This is a genomic window from Undibacterium pigrum (genome assembly GCF_003201815.1).
Lineage (GTDB): Bacteria > Pseudomonadota > Gammaproteobacteria > Burkholderiales > Burkholderiaceae_D > Undibacterium > Undibacterium pigrum.
The window spans coordinates 1,307,816-1,324,518 of the sequence record NZ_QJKB01000001.1 but is presented as its reverse complement, the minus strand read 5'-3'; the positions used below and the strand labels follow the sequence as shown (position 1 = coordinate 1,324,518).

Here is a 16,703-nt window from a genome sequence, read left to right as displayed (position 1 = left end):
TTGCGCCGCTCAACGCATGATGCCCAGCAGCTTATGCACCAGTTCGCTGGAAGTCGCTGAATTAAACTTGCGCATGAGTTTGGCCCTGTGCATTTCCACGGTTCGTGGGCTGAGGTCAATCTGGCGGGCGATCAGCTTGCTGGTCTTGCCCTCCACCAGCAGAGCAGCAATTTCGCGCTCACGCGGCGTCAATTCGGCAGTGACAGGGCGTTTGGAGCTCAGGTCTTCAAAAGTCCAGATGCCGGCGGCATGCGGGTTGTCCTTGTTCAGGCCACGGCCAGAAACATGGCACCAGAACAGGTCCTGATTGGCGCGCTTCATGATGCGTTCATCAGAGTAATAGCCTTTGGCATTCATGATGGGAGTGATGCGTGCGCCGGTACGCTCAAATTCATCGGGGCTGGGGTAGAGCACCAAAAATGACTGGCCCAGCAATTCATCTTTTTGATAGCCAAACATTTTAGCCAGATCATCATTGCAGGCATGGATAATACGGTTTTGTGACACGCACATACCGACAGGCGCATGTTGAAATATGGATTCAAAATCGATGGGCTGTACGACATTCATTTCCAATGATCCGCTGACATTAATGTTGTTGATGCAGTAAAGGCGTATTTTTACGGTATTGCGCAGTATAACGCAGCATCATATCCTGTAAGACTAATGATTTGCTTGGCTGTTCACTGTATTTTGTTGGCAGCCATTTGACAAAAGAAATATCGATTTACAACCTGGAGAGGGGACATTATGGACAAAGTTTATCCTGACGCAGCCAGTGCTCTGGCTGGCATTATCAAGGATGGTCAGACCATCGCCGTGGGCGGTTTCGGTCTGTGTGGCATACCTGAGGCACTGATTGCTGCCTTGCGCGATTCTGGCGTCAAGGAGCTGACTGCCATTTCAAATAATGCCGGTGTTGACGGTTTTGGCCTGGGCCAGTTGCTGACGACCCGTCAGATCAAGAAAATGATTTCATCCTATGTAGGTGAAAACAAGGAATTCGAACGCCAATACCTGGCTGGTGAGCTGGAACTGGAATTCACGCCACAAGGCACCCTGGCAGAAAAATTGCGCGCTGGCGGTGCCGGTATCCCGGCTTTCTTCACCAAGACTGGTGTAGGCACCATCGTTGCTGATGGCAAGGAAATCCGCGAATTCGATGGCCAAAAATATGTGATGGAACGTTCGCTGGTATCCGACGTATCCCTGGTCAAGGCCTGGAAGGCTGACAAGGCCGGTAACCTGGTGTATCGCAAGACGGCGCGCAACTTCAATCCCAATGTGGCGATGGCAGGCAAGATCACGGTGGTCGAGGTTGAGGTACTGGTAGAAATTGGTGAGCTGGACCCGGATGAAGTTCATACACCAGGCATTTTTGTACAACGTATCGTTGTCAATGCTACACCAGAAAAACGTATAGAACAGCGTACCGTACGCCCATCGAATTAAGATAGCAGGAGACAAGACATGGCATGGAATCGTGATGAAATGGCTGCGCGTGCAGCACAAGAATTGCAAGACGGCTTTTACGTCAATCTGGGTATAGGTTTGCCCACCCTGGTAGCCAACCATGTGCCACAAGGCATGGAAGTCTGGTTGCAGTCAGAAAACGGCTTGCTGGGCATAGGCCCTTTCCCGACCGAAGAAGAAGTTGATCCCGACATGATCAATGCTGGCAAGCAAACGGTAACAACCTTGCCTGGTTCATCCATATTCAGCTCGGCTGACTCTTTCGCCATGATACGTGGTGGCAAAATCAACTTGGCTATCCTGGGTGCGATGCAGGTCAGTGAACATGGCGACCTGGCCAACTGGATGATTCCTGGCAAGATGGTCAAGGGCATGGGTGGCGCGATGGACCTGGTGGCTGGCGTAGGCCGCGTCGTGGTGCTGATGGAACATGTTGCCAAGGGTGATGCGCACAAGATACTGAAGGCTTGTAACCTGCCTTTGACAGGCGTAGGTGTGGTCAATCGCATCATTACTGATCTTGGTGTTATTGATGTCACGCCAGCAGGTCTCAAGCTGGTTGAATTGGCTACCGGTGTCAGCAAGGAAGAAATCATCGCCAAGACAGAGGCAACACTGGATGTCAGTGCTGTTGCCTGATAAGGATGATTCAAGCAATCTGTAAGCAAAAAAGCCGCTGAATAGCGGCTTTTTCGTTTGATATATGGTGTCTAGTGTTCAGTGTTTAGTGCCTGGCTCAAGGCCCCGGGAAGTAGAGAGATTTATTTTTTCTGCGGCATCATGGGCGGCTTTACATCGCCACAATCATTGCCCAGCCACCTGCCGGTAGTTTCCATATGCTGGCTAACAGGTTTGCTATGAGAAACGCCCTTGAAATCATAAACCGAAGTCATGCTATCCGGGCTGAAACTGCCTTTGACATTGCCTGTGCCTTTCATTTCGGGCATGTCGCAGACGATATCACCTGTATAGGTATTGCCTGAACGGGTGAAGTTCTTGCTTTGGCACTGTTGCTCACGTCCGCTGGAAGGTGGTTTGTCCTGTTCTACCATTTCTTTGGTGTAGCAGACCTTATGCGTCATCGCACCATTTTGCATGACGGGTATTTTGACGCCCATCTGCTTCATCTTTTCCAGTTGTTCTGGCGGAATTTGGGGCATGGCCTTCATGGCATCGGACTTCATCGTCATTTCCCACAGACCTGGTTTCATTCTGTCTGCGGCCAGACTGGTCGTAGCCGCCATCAACATGGCTGAAATGCCAGCAAGGCGTGCGAGAATATGCATGAGAGGCTCCCGTTTCGACAATGTAATGGCACTATACATTCGAAAAAAGAGCGACGAAAGCAAAAAGATTGCAAATGTCGCTTCTTTGTCCAGCCAAGTGGCAAACCAGCTGTCGGCTCATGAATAGATAGCTGGCTGTTTGATGATCAGGTGTATTGGACGAATTACTGGGCAACCCAGCCGCCATCCATATTCCAGGCGACGCCACGTATCTGGTTACCAGCTTCACTGCAAAAGAACACGGCAAGTGCACCTAATTGCTCTGGTGTCACAAATTCACCGGATGGCTGTTTTTCTGCCAGCAGGCGTTTTTTTGCTGTGTCATTGTCTACGCCTTCTTTTGCAGCGCGATCATCCACCTGTTTTTGTACCAGTGGCGTCAACACCCAGCCCGGGCAAATGGCATTGCAGGTAATACCTGTATCAGCCGTTTCCAGTGCCGTGGTCTTGGTAAAGCCAACCAGGCCGTGTTTGGCTGCCACATAGGCAGATTTTTGGGCGGAGGCAACCAGTCCATGTACAGAGGCCAGGTTGATGATGCGGCCCCAGTTTTTTTGCTTCATGGAAGGCAAGGCCAGGCGGGTGGTGTGGAAGCTGGAGGTCAGGTTGATGGCAATGATGGCATCCCATTTTTCTACTGGGAAGTCTTCAATATTGGCCACATGCTGTATGCCAGCATTATTAACCAGGATATCAACGCCACCGAAAGTAGTGCTGGCGAAGTTCATCATTGCTTCAATCTCGGCTGCCTTGCTCATGTCAGCATTGTGATAGGCTGTTTTGACATCAAATTCATTTTCCACTGCAGTTTGCAGGGCTTGTATCTCTTGCCTGTCGCCAAAACCATTGAAGACGATATTGGCGCCTTCTGCAGCCAGGGAGCGGGCTATGCCCAATCCTATGCCAGATGTAGAACCTGTAACCAGTGCGGTTTTGCCTTTGAGGGAAGTTGCTGACATATAGACTCCTGAGTTGTGATTTTGTGCAAGGGATGCAAAAAAACTGCTGATCGTATAATTCGGTATATTGTGTTAATGCCAGTGGCTGCAAGACCGAATTTGTTAAAAAAACATGCAATCCAACAGTTAACAATGATTTTAAGCGTAACGAACGGTAAAATGTCGGTCATAAGCGCTAGTAAAAATACTGTTCACGAGGATAATCCATGCAGGCCAGACGCAAATCAGTGCAATGTATCTCGCCTACCGGCTTGCACACCATGTCTTATAAAGAGTGGGGCGACCCGCTTAATCCCAAGGTTTTAGTCTGCGTTCACGGTGTGACGCGCGTGGCCGAGGATTTTGATTCCCTGGCTCAGGCCCTGTGCCAGGAATACCGCGTAGTGTGCCCTGATGTAGTTGGACGTGGTTATTCAGGCCGTTTGCGCAATCCCATGCATTACCAGATACCGCAATATGTCAGTGACATGGTCAACCTGCTGGCGCGACTGGATGCTGAAACCGTGCACTGGTTTGGTACATCCATGGGTGGCCTGATAGGCATGAGTCTTGCGAGCTTACCTGACAACCCCATCAAAAAAATGATCATTAATGATGTGGGGCCAGTGCTCAATCCTGATGCTTTAGCCAGGATAGGTGATTACATAGGTCAGGATGTGCGCTTTGACAGCTTTGAAGAAGCGCAAGCCTACATCAAGGCGATCTCAATTTCCTTTGGCCCGCATAGTGATGCTCAGTGGGAAAAACTGGCGCGCGATGTCTTGCGTCAAAATGAGCAAGGGCAATGGGTGAGACACTATGACCTGGGTCTCGCGCAGCCTATCAAGGCCAGTACACCAGAACTGGCAGCAATTGCCCAGACCATGCTGTGGGCGGCGTATGATGCAATACAGTGCCCGACCTTGCTGGTACGTGGGGCAGAGTCAGATTTGCTGACTGCTGAATCGGCGCAAGAGATGACGCAGCGTGGCCCGCGTGCGCGGTTGGTGGAATTTGCTGGTGTGGGACATGCCCCAACTTTCCTCCAGCCTGAGCAGATCGCAGTGGCTGTTGATTTTTTATTGAACCAAAATTAAGAAAAACATGAGTATCCAAAGATTTCACGTAGGCCCGCGTTTGTCAGAAACTGCGATTTTTAATAAGGTCGTTTATCTTGCCGGACAAATTCCAGATGACGCCACGCAGGATATAACAGGACAAACAGCGCAAGTGCTGGCCCATATCGACCGCTTGCTGGCAGAAGCGGGTAGCGACAAGTCACGCATACTCAGTTGCCAGATATTCTTGTCTGATATCAGTCTGATAGGCAGCATGAACCAGGTATGGGATGCCTGGGTTGCCCAGGGTAATTCACCACCACGTGCCACGGTAGAAGCCAGGCTGGCCAATCCTGACTGGCTTATAGAGGTCGTTGTCACTGCAGCACAGATATAAATCATATGGTATCAATCTCGACTACAGCAACAGAAGCCGCTTTGCTGGAAGGCTTGTCCGAGGCCGACGCTGAGCGCGTCATGGCTGCCCTGGAATACGTGACACCGCTGTATGCCAGTAAATGCGTGATCACAGAGCAAAACGCCCTGCAGTTTGTTAATGGTGTAGTGGCGACGCTGGCCATGTTGCGTACCGATGTTGATACCCGTATCGCTGCCATCCTGTTTGAATTGCCAGAACTGAACCCGATTGCAGCAGAGCAGATAGAAATCCGCTTCGGCAAGGAAATCGCCGATCTCGTCACTGGCATACGCCGTCTGATGAAGTTGAGGGAAGCCGCTTTGACGCAGCATGACGTAGGCCGCGGCAAAGACGCCGCTGAAAAAGCCGCCAGTCAGATGGAAACCCTGCGCAAGATGGTGCTTGCCATGGCCACCGACATGCGCGTGGTGCTGGTGCGTCTGGCATCCCGGGTAACTACCTTGCGTTATTTTGCTGAATGCAAGCGCGAAGATGGCGCGGCTCAGCAATATGCCAGTGAAACCATGGACTTGTACGCGCCGCTGGCAAACCGTCTCGGCGTATGGCAACTCAAATGGGAACTGGAAGATCTGTCTTTCCGCTTCCTGGAGCCTGTGCAGTACAAGCGCATTGCCAAGATGCTGGAAGAAAAGCGTCTGGAGCGTGAAAGCTTTGTTGTCAATGCGATAGAAAGACTGAACAAGGAATTGCAGATAGCTGGCGTCAAGGCAGAAGTGTCGGGCCGCCCCAAACATATCTACAGTATCTGGAAAAAAATGAAGGGCAAGTCAGTCAACTTTGACGAGTTGTATGACGTGCGCGCCTTCCGTGTCATCGTTGATGACATCAAGGATTGCTATACTGTCCTGGGCCTGGTCCACAATGCCTGGACACCGATACCCAAAGAGTTTGACGACTATATTTCACGCCCGAAACCGAATGGCTACAAGTCATTGCATACGGTCGTGGTGGTGGAAGATGGCAGGCCGCTGGAAGTGCAGATACGTACGCGTGAAATGCATCAGTTCGCAGAATATGGTGTGGCGGCGCACTGGCGCTATAAAGAGTCGGGCGGTTCGAATTTTTCAGCTCAGGAATACGATGAGAAAATCGCTTGGCTTAGACAATTGCTGGCCTGGAAAACTGATGTCACCGATGTCGTCGTCGAGCAAGAAGAGCTGCAGCGCGAATGGGTAGAAAAACTCAAGGCCGCCAGCCTGGACGACAGAATCTATGTGCTGACTCCGCAGGCACGCGTCATAGAGTTGCCCTGTAATTCCACACCTGTCGATTTTGCCTATCACCTGCATACCGATGTTGGTCATCGCTGCCGTGGGGCGCGAGTTGATAATGTCATGGTGCCGTTGAATACGCCCTTGCAAAATGGCCAGACAGTAGAGATCATTACACTTAAGGTTGGTTCTTCCCAGGCAGGCCCATCACGTGACTGGCTCTCGCCAGATTATTCTGCCAGCACCCGTACCCGTACCAAGATACGTGCCTGGTTCAATGCCATTGATCAGGAAGAAACACTGTCGAATGGCCGTGCTCTGGTTGAAAAGACTCTGCAGCGCGAAGGCAAGACTGCAGTCAATCTTGAAGAGCTGGCGCGCAAGCTTGGTTTTGCTGATGTCAATGATCTTTTCCTCTCCGTTGGTAAAGATGAATTCAGCCTAAGACAAATTGAAACAGTCTTGCGGGAAAATGTACCTGAAGTTGAGCCGGATGAACTCAGCTTTACCAATAAAAGCCGTGCATCCAGCGTCACGCAAGGGGCCAAATCTGGTGTGCTGGTGGTGGGTACTGAAGGTTTGATGACCCAACTGGCGCGCTGTTGTAAACCAGCACCGCCAGATGATATCGTCGGTTTTGTTACGCGCGGCAAAGGTGTTTCCATACATCGCCTAAGCTGCAAGAATTTTGCCGAGATGCGCAATAAGGCACCTGAGCGCGTTATACAAACCACCTGGGGCGATCACGGCAGGGACACTGTTTATCCAGTTGATATCTTCGTGCTGGCGCAAGACCGCCAGGGCTTGTTGCGTGATATTTCCGAAGTGTTCTCCCGTGAAAAAATCAATGTGATAGGCGTCAATACCCAAAGTGCAAAAGCGCAGGCGCGTATGTCATTTACTGTGGAAATAGGCGGCACGACGCAATTGCAAAAGGCACTGCATGTCTTACATGAAGTCAGTGGTGTGCTGGAAGTGCGCAGGAATTGAATTGGAGTTGAATCAGAATTAAATTGCTTCACGGGATGATTTTCATCCCGTGTTTGCATTCCTAGTCTTGATATTCTTCGCTGTCGGCGACTTCCGCCTGCAAGGTAATGTGATCGATGCCGTGCTTGCTGAGTAGCATGGCCTTGACGCTTTGCAGTATGCGTGGCCAGGCGCTGAGGTCTTCGATTTCCAGGTGGCCAATCAGGGCAGGGTAGCCAGGTGACATTTCCCATACATGCAAATCGTGGACGGACAGTACGCCGCTTATATCTTCCAGATCGGTACCGATCTGCATATAGTCTATATGGTGCGGCACACCTTCCATCAGGAAGTGGTAAGACTCCTTTAACACCGAGAAGGTGGATTTCAAAATCAGCAGGGAAACAAAAATCGAGAGCAAAGGATCGATTTGCATCCAGCCAGTTTTATAAATCACTGCGCCAGAAATGATCGCGGCTATAGAGCCCAGTAAATCCCCCATGACGTGAACCAGGGCAGCCTTGGTATTCACGCTTTCCTTGTCATGTGACAGCACCCAGGCGACGACGATATTGATCGCCAGACCTATGCCTGCAACCAGCATGACTGTGCCTCCTTGCACGGTTTCTGGCGCAGAAAATCTTTTTATCGCTTCTATGCATATCCAGGCAACGATGCATAGCATGGCCAGACCATTCACAAAGGCGGCGAGTGCTTCTGCGCGGCCAAAGCCAAAAGAGTTTTTTGCCGTAGGTGGGCGCTTGGCGATGATTTGTGCCAGCAGGGCCAGTCCCAGGGCGGCGGCATCCGTCACCATATGGCCAGCATCAGAGATCAGGGCGAGGGAATTGGAGATAAAACCAAACGTTACTTCGACACCGGCAAAACTCAGAGTCAGGCCCAGGGCCCAGGCAAGGATTTTCTGGCTGCGGTTTTCAAAATAATGCCTGTGCTCGGCATCGCCGCGCCGGTGATCGTGCAGATGATCGCTGTTCTGATGGTGGATATGCTCAGTCATGTGGAATAGGCTGCGTGTTAAACATGGCAGTAGTGTAGCCGAATGTGCTGCCCCTATATATAGAAGGATATGTGTGGCAGTTCCTTGCTATGGGAGCGCAGTGGTTGGGTGGATAAAGCTGCGGGCATTTATAGGAGTGGGAAATATTTTGCCGTGGGGGCTAGCAATTTTCGTTAAGGCTCTGCTATACTCTTGTTTCTTAGGCGCGTAGCTCAGCTGGTTAGAGCACTACCTTGACATGGTAGGGGTCGTTGGTTCGAGTCCAATCGTGCCTACCAAAGATTTTAAAATTATTAAAACATTATAGTTAAGAGCGAGAAAGGCATCCCTGGTTATGACACCGCGAACTACCACTAAACTGGTTTGGGAGCGACTCTAGTCGAGGATACTTTTCGTTTGAAACAAACTGAAAAAGCACGGCTAGCCGTGCTTTTTTTTCGTCTGCGTTTTTTAGACTCATCCTTTATCTCAATAATCTCAATTATTTTTGTATTTTTTCCGCTTTGGAGAGTGACATGGTTTCAGTAAAACTTCCTGATGGTTCGCAACGACAATTCGATGCGCCGGTAACGGTGGCGCAAGTTGCTGCCAGCATCGGTGCTGGCCTGGCAAAAGCTGCTCTGGCTGGCCGCGTCAATGGCAAGCTGGTTGATACCTCGCATCTGATTGATGCTGATGCAGATCTGGCCATCGTCACGGACAAGGATGCTGACGGCCTGGAAGTGATACGTCACTCAACTGCTCACTTGCTGGCCTATGCCGTCAAGGAATTGTATCCGGATGCCCAGGTCACTATCGGCCCGGTCATCGAAAATGGCTTTTACTATGACTTTTCCTATAAGCGCCCATTCACACCAGATGATCTGGTGGCGATAGAAAAGAAAATGGCTGAGCTGGCGAAAAAAGACGAGCCAGTTACCCGCAAGGTCTTGCCGCGCGATGAGGCTGTTGCCTACTTCAAATCCATAGGCGAAGCCTATAAGGCCGAGATCATAGAATCAATTCCTGCTGATCAGGATGTGTCGCTGTATACAGAAGGCAATTTCACTGACTTGTGCCGTGGTCCGCACGTACCATCGACTGGCAAGTTGAAAGTATTCAAGCTCATGAAGCTGGCGGGTGCCTACTGGCGTGGTGACTCCAAAAACGAGATGCTGCAACGTGTCTACGGTACTGCTTTTGCCAAGAAGGAAGATCAGGAAGCTTATCTGCACATGCTGGAAGAGGCAGAGAAGCGCGATCACCGCAAGCTCGGCAAGGCGCTGGACTTGTTCCACTTCCAGGACGAAGCACCTGGACTGGTGTTCTGGCATGCCAAGGGCTGGACTATCTGGCAGCAAGTTGAGCAATACATGCGCAAAGTCTATCAGGACTGCGGTTATCAAGAGGTTAAAGGCCCGCAAATTCTGGATAAAAGTCTGTGGGGTAAGACAGGTCACTGGGAGAACTATAAAGACAATATGTTTGTCACTGAATCCGAGAGTCGTGAATATGCCCTGAAGCCGATGAATTGCCCTGGTCATGTGCAGATTTTTAATTCTGGCATGAAGAGCTATCGTGATCTGCCATTGCGCTTTGGTGAGTTTGGTCAATGTCACCGCAATGAACCGTCTGGTGCCTTGCACGGCATCATGCGTGTGCGTGGCTTTACTCAGGATGATGGTCATATTTTCTGTACTGAAGAGCAAATTCAGGATGAGGTCATGGCTTTCCATCCTCAGGCGATGAAGGTGTATGAGGACTTTGGCTTTGAAAGAATCTTCATCAAGCTGGCCTTGCGCCCTGAAAATCGCATCGGCAGTGATGAAATCTGGGATAAGGCAGAAGCTACCCTGCGTACTGCGCTGAGTTCCTGCGGCGTTGAATGGGAAGAATTGCCGGGCGAGGGCGCTTTTTATGGTCCTAAAATCGAATATCACCTGAAAGACAGCCTGGGCCGTCCATGGCAGGTTGGTACCATGCAGGTTGACTTCTTCATGCCAGGTCGCCTGGGTGCGGAATATGTCGCAGATGACAATAGTCGCAAAGTGCCTATCATGCTGCACCGTGCGATTGTGGGCTCGATGGAACGTTTCATAGGTATCTTGATAGAAAATCATGCTGCTGCCTTACCTCTGTGGCTGGCGCCAGTGCAGGTTTCTGTCTTGAATATCTCGGAATCGCAGGCGGAGTATTCACAATCTGTTGCAGAAATCCTGAAGAAACAAGGGTTTAGAGTAAAAACTGATTTGCGTAATGAGAAGATTACCTTTAAAATACGCGAGCATTCCCTTCAAAAACTGCCATATATCCTCGTGATAGGCGACAAAGAGAGGGATGCCAATACAGTGGCTGTGCGTACGCGTGGCAATCTGGATCTGGGGGTAATGCCTCTAGACGCCTTTATAGCTCGTTTAAAAAACGAAGTTGAAACCAAGGTTTAACAGATTAGCAGCGACCCTGTTTTAAACAGGGCTGCATAGCCTTTTATTATTATTTTCGAAGGAAACTGCAATAGCTACTGACAAGTCACATCGCATCAACGGTGAAATTACAGCGCCAGAAGTGCGCTTATCCGGCGTTGAGAACGAGCCTCTGGGCATCGTAAAACTGGGTGAAGCCTTCCGCTTGGCGGAAGAGGCCAATGTTGATTTGGTGGAAATAGCGCCGACGGCGCAGCCGCCAGTTTGCCGTTTGATGGATTACGGCAAGTTCAAATACCAGGAGCAAAAGAAAGCTCACGAAGCCAAGCTGAAGCAAAAAGTCATTCTGGTCAAGGAAGTCAAATTCCGTCCGGGTACAGATGATGGTGATTACAATATCAAATTGCGTAATCTGACCAAGTTCCTGGATGATGGCGACAAGACCAAGATCACACTGCGTTTCCGTGGTCGTGAAATGGCGCATCAGGAAATCGGCATGCGTATGTTGGAACGTTTGAAGGCTGATCTGGAGCCGTATGGCCAGGTCGAGCAGTTTCCAAAGATGGAAGGTCGTCAGATGATCATGATTCTGGCACCTAAGAAAAAGAAATAATGAGAAGTAACAGAAAATAAGTTTTGCTTATTTTCTGTTTGTTTCCTGAGCAGGTTTGTGAGGCACGCATTGCGCGCATTACGAAAGACTCATCCTCAGGATGAGTCACAATAAGTGAGAAGTAGGCATCCAAGAGTAGCGATTGTTGCTGCCACCTACCATCATATAAAAGTGGAGCTGTCTTAAAAGACAGATAGTACTATGCCAAAAATGAAGACGAAAAGCAGCGCCAAGAAGCGCTTCCGCGTCCGTCCAGGTGGTACCGTTAAACGCGGTCAAGCTTTCAAACGTCACATTCTGACCAAGAAAACTACCAAGAACAAACGTCAATTGCGCGGTTCTGTAGGTGTTCATGACACCAACATGGTATCCGTAATGCGCATGATGCCAACAGCTTAACCTCATACTCATTATTTAAGGAGTTATTATGCCTAGAGTAAAACGTGGGGTTACAGCTCGTGCCCGTCATAAGAAAGTTCTCAACCTTGCTAAAGGTTACCGTGGTCGTCGTAGTAAGGTATTCCGTATTGCCAAGCAAGCAGTTATGCGCGCTGGTCAATATGCATACCGCGATCGCCGCAACAAGAAACGTGTATTCCGCGCTTTGTGGATCACACGTATCAATGCAGCGGCTCGCCAGCATGGCCTGACTTACAGCGTGTTTATGAACGGCCTGAAAAAAGCCGCAATTGAACTCGACCGTAAAGTACTGGCTGACATGGCTGTGACTGACAAACCAGCATTCGCTGCGATTGTTAATCAAGTCAAAGCTAACCTGGCTGCCTAATCACATTAGTGATCGCAATCAGTGAGTCGTAGTGACTGGTGAAAGCCAGTTGCAAATATCAAGCGGGGCAGAGGTTGAATCCTATGCCCCGTTTTGTTTTCAGATCATTATTTCAGCTTCACAGTAAGCGGGAACAAGGCATGAACCCTTTAGATCAAATCGTCAGCCAGGCACGTGCTGATTTTCTGGCAGCAAATGATGCTGCAGCATTAGAGAACGCGAAAGCGCTTTACCTTGGTAAGAGTGGTCAGATTACAGAGCAGATGAAAAGTCTGGGTAAATTGCCACCAGAGGAAAAAAAAGTACAGGGCGCAGTGATCAATGCCGCCAAAGTACAGATAGAAGAAGCCCTGACTGAAAGACGTGATGCCCTGGCGAATGCACAAATGCAGGCACGCCTGAATGCAGAAGCGATCGATGTCAGCTTGCCTGGGCGTGGCCGTGGCGTTGGTGGTATCCACCCTGTCATGCGTACCTGGCAGCGTGTTGAAGAAATCTTCCGTTCCATCGGTTTTGACGTGGCAGACGGCCCCGAAATCGAAACGGACTGGACCAATTTTACCGCGCTCAATAGCCCGGAAAATCATCCTGCACGCTCCATGCAGGACACCTTTTATGTCGATGGCAAAGATAGTCAGGGCAAACAATTATTGCTGCGTACTCATACCAGCCCCATGCAGGTGCGTTATGCACGCATGAACAAACCACCGATCAAGGTCATTGCGCCTGGTCGTACTTATCGTGTCGATAGCGATGCCACGCACTCCCCGATGTTCCATCAGGTTGAAGGCTTGTGGATTGCTGAAGACATCAGTTTTGCTGACCTCAAAGGCGTGTACCTGAACTTCGTCAAAGCCTTCTTTGAGACTGACGATTTGCAAGTGCGTTTCCGCCCATCGTATTTCCCATTCACTGAACCATCTGCCGAGATCGATATCGCCTTTGGTAGCGGTCCTTTGAAAGGCCGCTGGCTGGAAGTGTCCGGCTCTGGTCAGGTACATCCTAGCGTAGTGCGTAACATGGGCTTGGATCCGGAGAAATACATAGGCTTCGCCTTTGGTTCTGGTCTCGAACGCCTGACCATGCTGCGTTATGGCGTCAATGATTTGCGCCTGTTCTACGAAGGCGACTTGCGCTTCCTGAAGCAATTCAACTAAAAGAATTACACAGCGCATTCCTGAATTTTTGAGTGGCGCATCGCGCCCTGTATCCAACATTAGACGGCTGAATTATGCAATTTTCTGAAAACTGGCTACGTACCATGGTCGATCCGAAGATGACTTCGGATGAGTTGTCCCATATGCTCACCATGTCGGGATTGGAAGTCGAAGAGGTGGAGCCGGTTGCTCCCCCATTTAATAATGTCGTCGTCGCGGAAATCCGCGAAATCGCCAAGCATCCAGATGCTGACAAGCTCAATGTCTGCCAGGTTGATGTGGGCACAGGCAGTTTGCTCAACATCGTCTGCGGCGCGCCGAATGTACGCGTAGGCATGAAAGTGCCTTGCGCCATGGTAGGTGCCATCCTGCCTCCTGGTGCAGACGGCAAACCATTTGAAATCAAGATAGGCAAGCTGCGCGGCGTAGAGTCTTACGGCATGCTGTGCTCTGCCCGTGAATTGAAATTGTCGGAAGACCACGGTGGCCTGATGGACTTGCCATCTGATGCACCTGTCGGTCAAAACTTCCGTGATTACTATCAGCTCAATGACCTGAAATTCACCATCAAGCTGACACCGAACAAGGCAGATTGCCTGTCGCTGCTCGGCGTGGCGCGTGAAGTATCTGCCCTGACCGGCACAGCCATGCAATTGCCAGAGGCAGTCGTGCTGCCAGTGACTTTGCAAGAAGTTTTGCCTGTTAAAGTCAGTGCGCCTGATCTGTGTGGCCGTTTTGCCGGTCGTGTGATCCGTGGCGTCAACGCACGTGCCGCGACACCAGAATGGATGAAGCAAAGGCTGGAGCGCAGTGGTCAGCGCCCTATCTCTGCACTGGTGGATATTTCCAACTATGTCATGCTGGAACTGGGTCGTCCTTCTCATGTGTTTGATCTGGACAAAATCCACGGTGGACTGGAAGTGCGCTGGGGTAAGGCGGGTGAATCGCTGAAGCTCTTGAATGGCAATACGGTTGAAGTGGATGACTGGGTTGGCGTTATTTCTGACGATAAAGAGATTGAATCCCTGGCCGGTATCATGGGCGGTGATTCCACATCTGTAACACTGGATACGCAAAACATTTATCTGGAAGCCGCCTTCTGGTGGCCGCAGGCGATACAGGGCCGTGCCCGTCGTTTCAACTTCTCTACCGATGCAGCGCACCGCTTTGAGCGCGGCGTCGATTTTGCCTCTATCGTTGAGCACATAGAGCGCATCAGCGCCCTGATCGTTGAGATTTGTGGTGGTGCTGAGCAAGTCAAGCTGGGCCCGGTAGATGACCAGATCGTCAACCTGCCACAACGTCCGCCAGTCAAGCTGCGTACTGCACGTGCTGTGAAAGTCATTGGTGTGGCGCTGGATGATGCCAGGATTGCTGATATTTTCACGCGTCTGGGTTTGCAGTTCACCCAGCAGCCGGGTGAATTCCTGGTGACGCCGCCATCTTATCGCTTCGACATAGAAATCGAAGAAGATCTGATCGAAGAAGTGGCACGTGTCTATGGATTTGAAAATATTCCTGCATTACCGCCGGTAGCTGCCAATGCCATGTTGATCGCACCAGAAAACCAGCGTTCGCTGTTTGCTGTGCGTCGCCTCGTGGCTGATCAGGACTATCAGGAAGTCGTGAATTACAGCTTCGTCGAAGAAGCCTGGGAAAAAGATTTTGCTGGCAATGATGCGCCAGTCAAACTGCTCAATCCTATTGCCAGCCAGATGAGTGTCATGCGCACCAATCTGATAGGTAGCCTGATCGCCAATACCCGCTATAACCTGAATCGCAAGCTTAACCGCGTACGCATTTTTGAAATTGGCGCAGTGTATCTGCAAGATGCCAGTGTGCAGGATGGTCCGCTGGAAGTGGCTGGCTATCACCAGCCTAAACGCCTGGCGGCACTCGCTTATGGCCCGGTAGCAGAAGAGCAGTGGGGCCAGGATACCCGCAATGTCGATTTCTTTGATATCAAGGCTGACCTCGAGGCTCTGTTCGCACCAGGTTCCCTGCGTTTTGTTAAAAATGAACATGTCGCCCTGCATCCTGGTCGCAGCGCCAATATAGAGTTTGATGGTAAAGTCATCGGCTTTATTGGTGAATTGCATCCGCGTTTGCAGCAAAAATATGACCTGCCTTTGGCACCAGTGGTATTTGAGGTTGATGTGACGGCCTTGCAACAAGTGCAAGTGCCCTCATATCAGGAAATATCCAAGTTTCAGGCTGTGACTCGCGATCTGGCACTAGTTGTCAAACAGACAGTTGTAGTGCAAAATCTGTTGGATGTTTTCAAGAGCGAAACGCAGCAGAATGAAGCATGCAAGATCGTGCAAGGCTTTGTTTTATTTGATGAATATCGTGGAAAAGGTCTGGAAGCAGATGAGAAAAGTCTTGCTTTCCGCTTTAGCTTGCAAGATACTCAAAGTACCCTGCAAGACGATAAAGTGGAGGCCGCGATGCAAGCCTTGGTACAAGCCGCAAGTCAGCAATTTGCTGCCAAACTGCGTTGATCTTGTCTGTATTTGTTAGTATTAATTGAGAAGAGTTTCGAAATGAATGATGTGATTTCCGCCGAGTTCCAGTCGGTGCTGGATGCTGATTTGAATCGCGCAATGCAGGAAGCCCGGGCGCGGTCACAGGCGGAAAAGGAATTGCCTACCTTGACCAAGGCAGAATTGGCCGAGCTCTTGTTTGAACATGTAGGTTTGAACAAGCGCGAAGCCAAAGACATGGTAGAAACTTTTTTTGATGAAATCCGTGACGCACTGGAAAGAGGCGAGGCTGTCAAGTTGTCCGGCTTTGGCAATTTCCAGCTGCGTGACAAGCCGCAACGTCCTGGTCGCAATCCTAAAACCGGTGAAGAAATTCCTATTACTGCACGTCGTGTCGTCACTTTCCATGCCAGCCAGAAACTCAAAGGCATGGTCGACGACGTCGGTAATCAACCTCTTGCCCATGCTGCCTGATATTTTCCATGACTGAAATCAAGATTGAGTCTTTTGTGCTGCCGCCTATTCCGGCCAAGCGGTATTTTACGATAGGCGAAGTTGGTGAATTGTGTGGCGTCAAACCGCATGTTCTGCGTTATTGGGAACAGGAATTTACGCAACTCAAGCCTGTCAAACGTCGCGGCAACCGTCGTTATTATCAACATCATGAAGTGTTGCTGATACGCCGTATACGCGAATTATTATATGAGCAGGGCTTTACCATCAATGGAGCGAGAAACAAGCTCAACGTCAACGGTGGACATGCCGAAACAGCGGTACAAGAACCTATAGACGAGCCTGTAAATCTGCATCAGATCAGAGATGAATTGCTCTCCATACTGACTTTGCTAAAAGTCTGAAATAAACCGCAA

General features: G+C 50.2%; 17 protein-coding genes and 1 tRNA gene. 14 read left to right on the top strand and 4 right to left on the bottom strand.

The features are described 5' to 3' along the window. Window positions 1-9 precede the first annotated feature (9 nt). Window positions 10-570: a LuxR C-terminal-related transcriptional regulator gene (locus tag DFR42_RS05850; protein WP_110253952.1), complete on the bottom strand. Its 561-nt coding sequence runs from the start codon at window positions 568-570 to the stop codon at window positions 10-12. A 180-nt stretch (window positions 571-750) separates the two neighbouring features. Between DFR42_RS05850 and DFR42_RS05845 the strand changes: the two genes are divergently transcribed. Further along, the gene (locus tag DFR42_RS05845) at window positions 751-1,452 is read left to right on the top strand and encodes a CoA transferase subunit A (RefSeq protein WP_110253951.1); all 702 of its coding nucleotides are present in this window, start codon (window positions 751-753) and stop codon (window positions 1,450-1,452) included. An 18-nt stretch (window positions 1,453-1,470) separates the two neighbouring features. After that, window positions 1,471-2,112, top strand: a complete 642-nt coding sequence (locus DFR42_RS05840) for a CoA transferase subunit B (RefSeq protein WP_110253950.1) — start codon at window positions 1,471-1,473, stop codon at window positions 2,110-2,112. A 122-nt stretch (window positions 2,113-2,234) separates the two neighbouring features. Here DFR42_RS05840 and DFR42_RS05835 read toward each other — a convergent pair whose 3' ends face one another. Both DFR42_RS05835 and DFR42_RS05830 read right to left on the bottom strand, forming a co-directional pair. Then, window positions 2,235-2,759 carry a DUF3617 domain-containing protein gene (locus DFR42_RS05835; protein ID WP_170133417.1) on the bottom strand — a complete coding sequence of 175 codons (525 nt, stop codon included), beginning with the start codon at window positions 2,757-2,759 and terminating at the stop codon, window positions 2,235-2,237. A gap of 164 nt (window positions 2,760-2,923) precedes the next feature. Continuing rightward, entirely contained in the window at window positions 2,924-3,718 is a 795-nt protein-coding gene (locus tag DFR42_RS05830) for a 3-hydroxybutyrate dehydrogenase (RefSeq protein WP_110253948.1), read from the bottom strand. Window positions 3,719-3,924: 206 nt separating this feature from the next. On the opposite strand from DFR42_RS05830, the gene DFR42_RS05825 reads away from it, so the two are divergent. From DFR42_RS05825 to DFR42_RS05815, 3 genes are read left to right on the top strand one after another with little or no spacing between them, the layout of a single operon-like run. Then, the gene (locus DFR42_RS05825) at window positions 3,925-4,794 is read left to right on the top strand and encodes an alpha/beta fold hydrolase (RefSeq protein ID WP_245936838.1); all 870 of its coding nucleotides are present in this window, start codon (window positions 3,925-3,927) and stop codon (window positions 4,792-4,794) included. Window positions 4,795-4,801: 7 nt separating this feature from the next. Next, window positions 4,802-5,152, top strand: coding sequence for a RidA family protein (locus DFR42_RS05820; RefSeq protein ID WP_110253947.1), 351 nt, complete (start codon window positions 4,802-4,804; stop codon window positions 5,150-5,152). 5 nt (window positions 5,153-5,157) lie between these two features. Continuing rightward, window positions 5,158-7,395: a RelA/SpoT family protein gene (locus DFR42_RS05815; protein WP_110253946.1), complete on the top strand. Its 2,238-nt coding sequence runs from the start codon at window positions 5,158-5,160 to the stop codon at window positions 7,393-7,395. A 61-nt stretch (window positions 7,396-7,456) separates the two neighbouring features. Here the strand turns inward: DFR42_RS05815 and DFR42_RS05810 are convergent, their stop codons facing one another. Further along, window positions 7,457-8,392: a cation diffusion facilitator family transporter gene (locus DFR42_RS05810; RefSeq protein WP_110253945.1), complete on the bottom strand. Its 936-nt coding sequence runs from the start codon at window positions 8,390-8,392 to the stop codon at window positions 7,457-7,459. 201 nt (window positions 8,393-8,593) lie between these two features. Here DFR42_RS05810 and DFR42_RS05805 point away from each other — a divergent pair. From DFR42_RS05805 to DFR42_RS05765, 9 genes are all read left to right on the top strand, one after another. Next, window positions 8,594-8,670 (top strand) — tRNA-Val (locus DFR42_RS05805). Between the two features lie 237 nt (window positions 8,671-8,907). Next, entirely contained in the window at window positions 8,908-10,815 is a 1,908-nt protein-coding gene (thrS, locus tag DFR42_RS05800; RefSeq protein WP_110253944.1) for a threonine--tRNA ligase, read from the top strand. A gap of 70 nt (window positions 10,816-10,885) precedes the next feature. Beyond that, window positions 10,886-11,407: a translation initiation factor IF-3 gene (gene infC, locus DFR42_RS05795; protein ID WP_110253943.1), complete on the top strand. Its 522-nt coding sequence runs from the start codon at window positions 10,886-10,888 to the stop codon at window positions 11,405-11,407. A 201-nt stretch (window positions 11,408-11,608) separates the two neighbouring features. Next, complete coding sequence (gene rpmI, locus DFR42_RS05790) at window positions 11,609-11,806, top strand: 50S ribosomal protein L35 (RefSeq protein ID WP_110253942.1); 198 nt, start codon at window positions 11,609-11,611, stop codon at window positions 11,804-11,806. A 28-nt stretch (window positions 11,807-11,834) separates the two neighbouring features. Then, on the top strand, window positions 11,835-12,194 hold the full coding sequence (rplT, locus tag DFR42_RS05785) for a 50S ribosomal protein L20 (protein ID WP_110253941.1): 360 nt from the start codon (window positions 11,835-11,837) through the stop codon (window positions 12,192-12,194). A 140-nt stretch (window positions 12,195-12,334) separates the two neighbouring features. Continuing rightward, window positions 12,335-13,351, top strand: coding sequence for a phenylalanine--tRNA ligase subunit alpha (pheS, locus tag DFR42_RS05780; protein WP_110253940.1), 1,017 nt, complete (start codon window positions 12,335-12,337; stop codon window positions 13,349-13,351). A 74-nt stretch (window positions 13,352-13,425) separates the two neighbouring features. After that, on the top strand, window positions 13,426-15,852 hold the full coding sequence (gene pheT / locus DFR42_RS05775; RefSeq protein WP_110253939.1) for a phenylalanine--tRNA ligase subunit beta: 2,427 nt from the start codon (window positions 13,426-13,428) through the stop codon (window positions 15,850-15,852). 102 nt (window positions 15,853-15,954) lie between these two features. Then, complete coding sequence (locus tag DFR42_RS05770) at window positions 15,955-16,308, top strand: integration host factor subunit alpha (protein WP_456243381.1); 354 nt, start codon at window positions 15,955-15,957, stop codon at window positions 16,306-16,308. Between the two features lie 8 nt (window positions 16,309-16,316). Further along, window positions 16,317-16,691 carry a MerR family transcriptional regulator gene (locus tag DFR42_RS05765; protein WP_110253937.1) on the top strand — a complete coding sequence of 125 codons (375 nt, stop codon included), beginning with the start codon at window positions 16,317-16,319 and terminating at the stop codon, window positions 16,689-16,691. Window positions 16,692-16,703 lie beyond the last annotated feature (12 nt).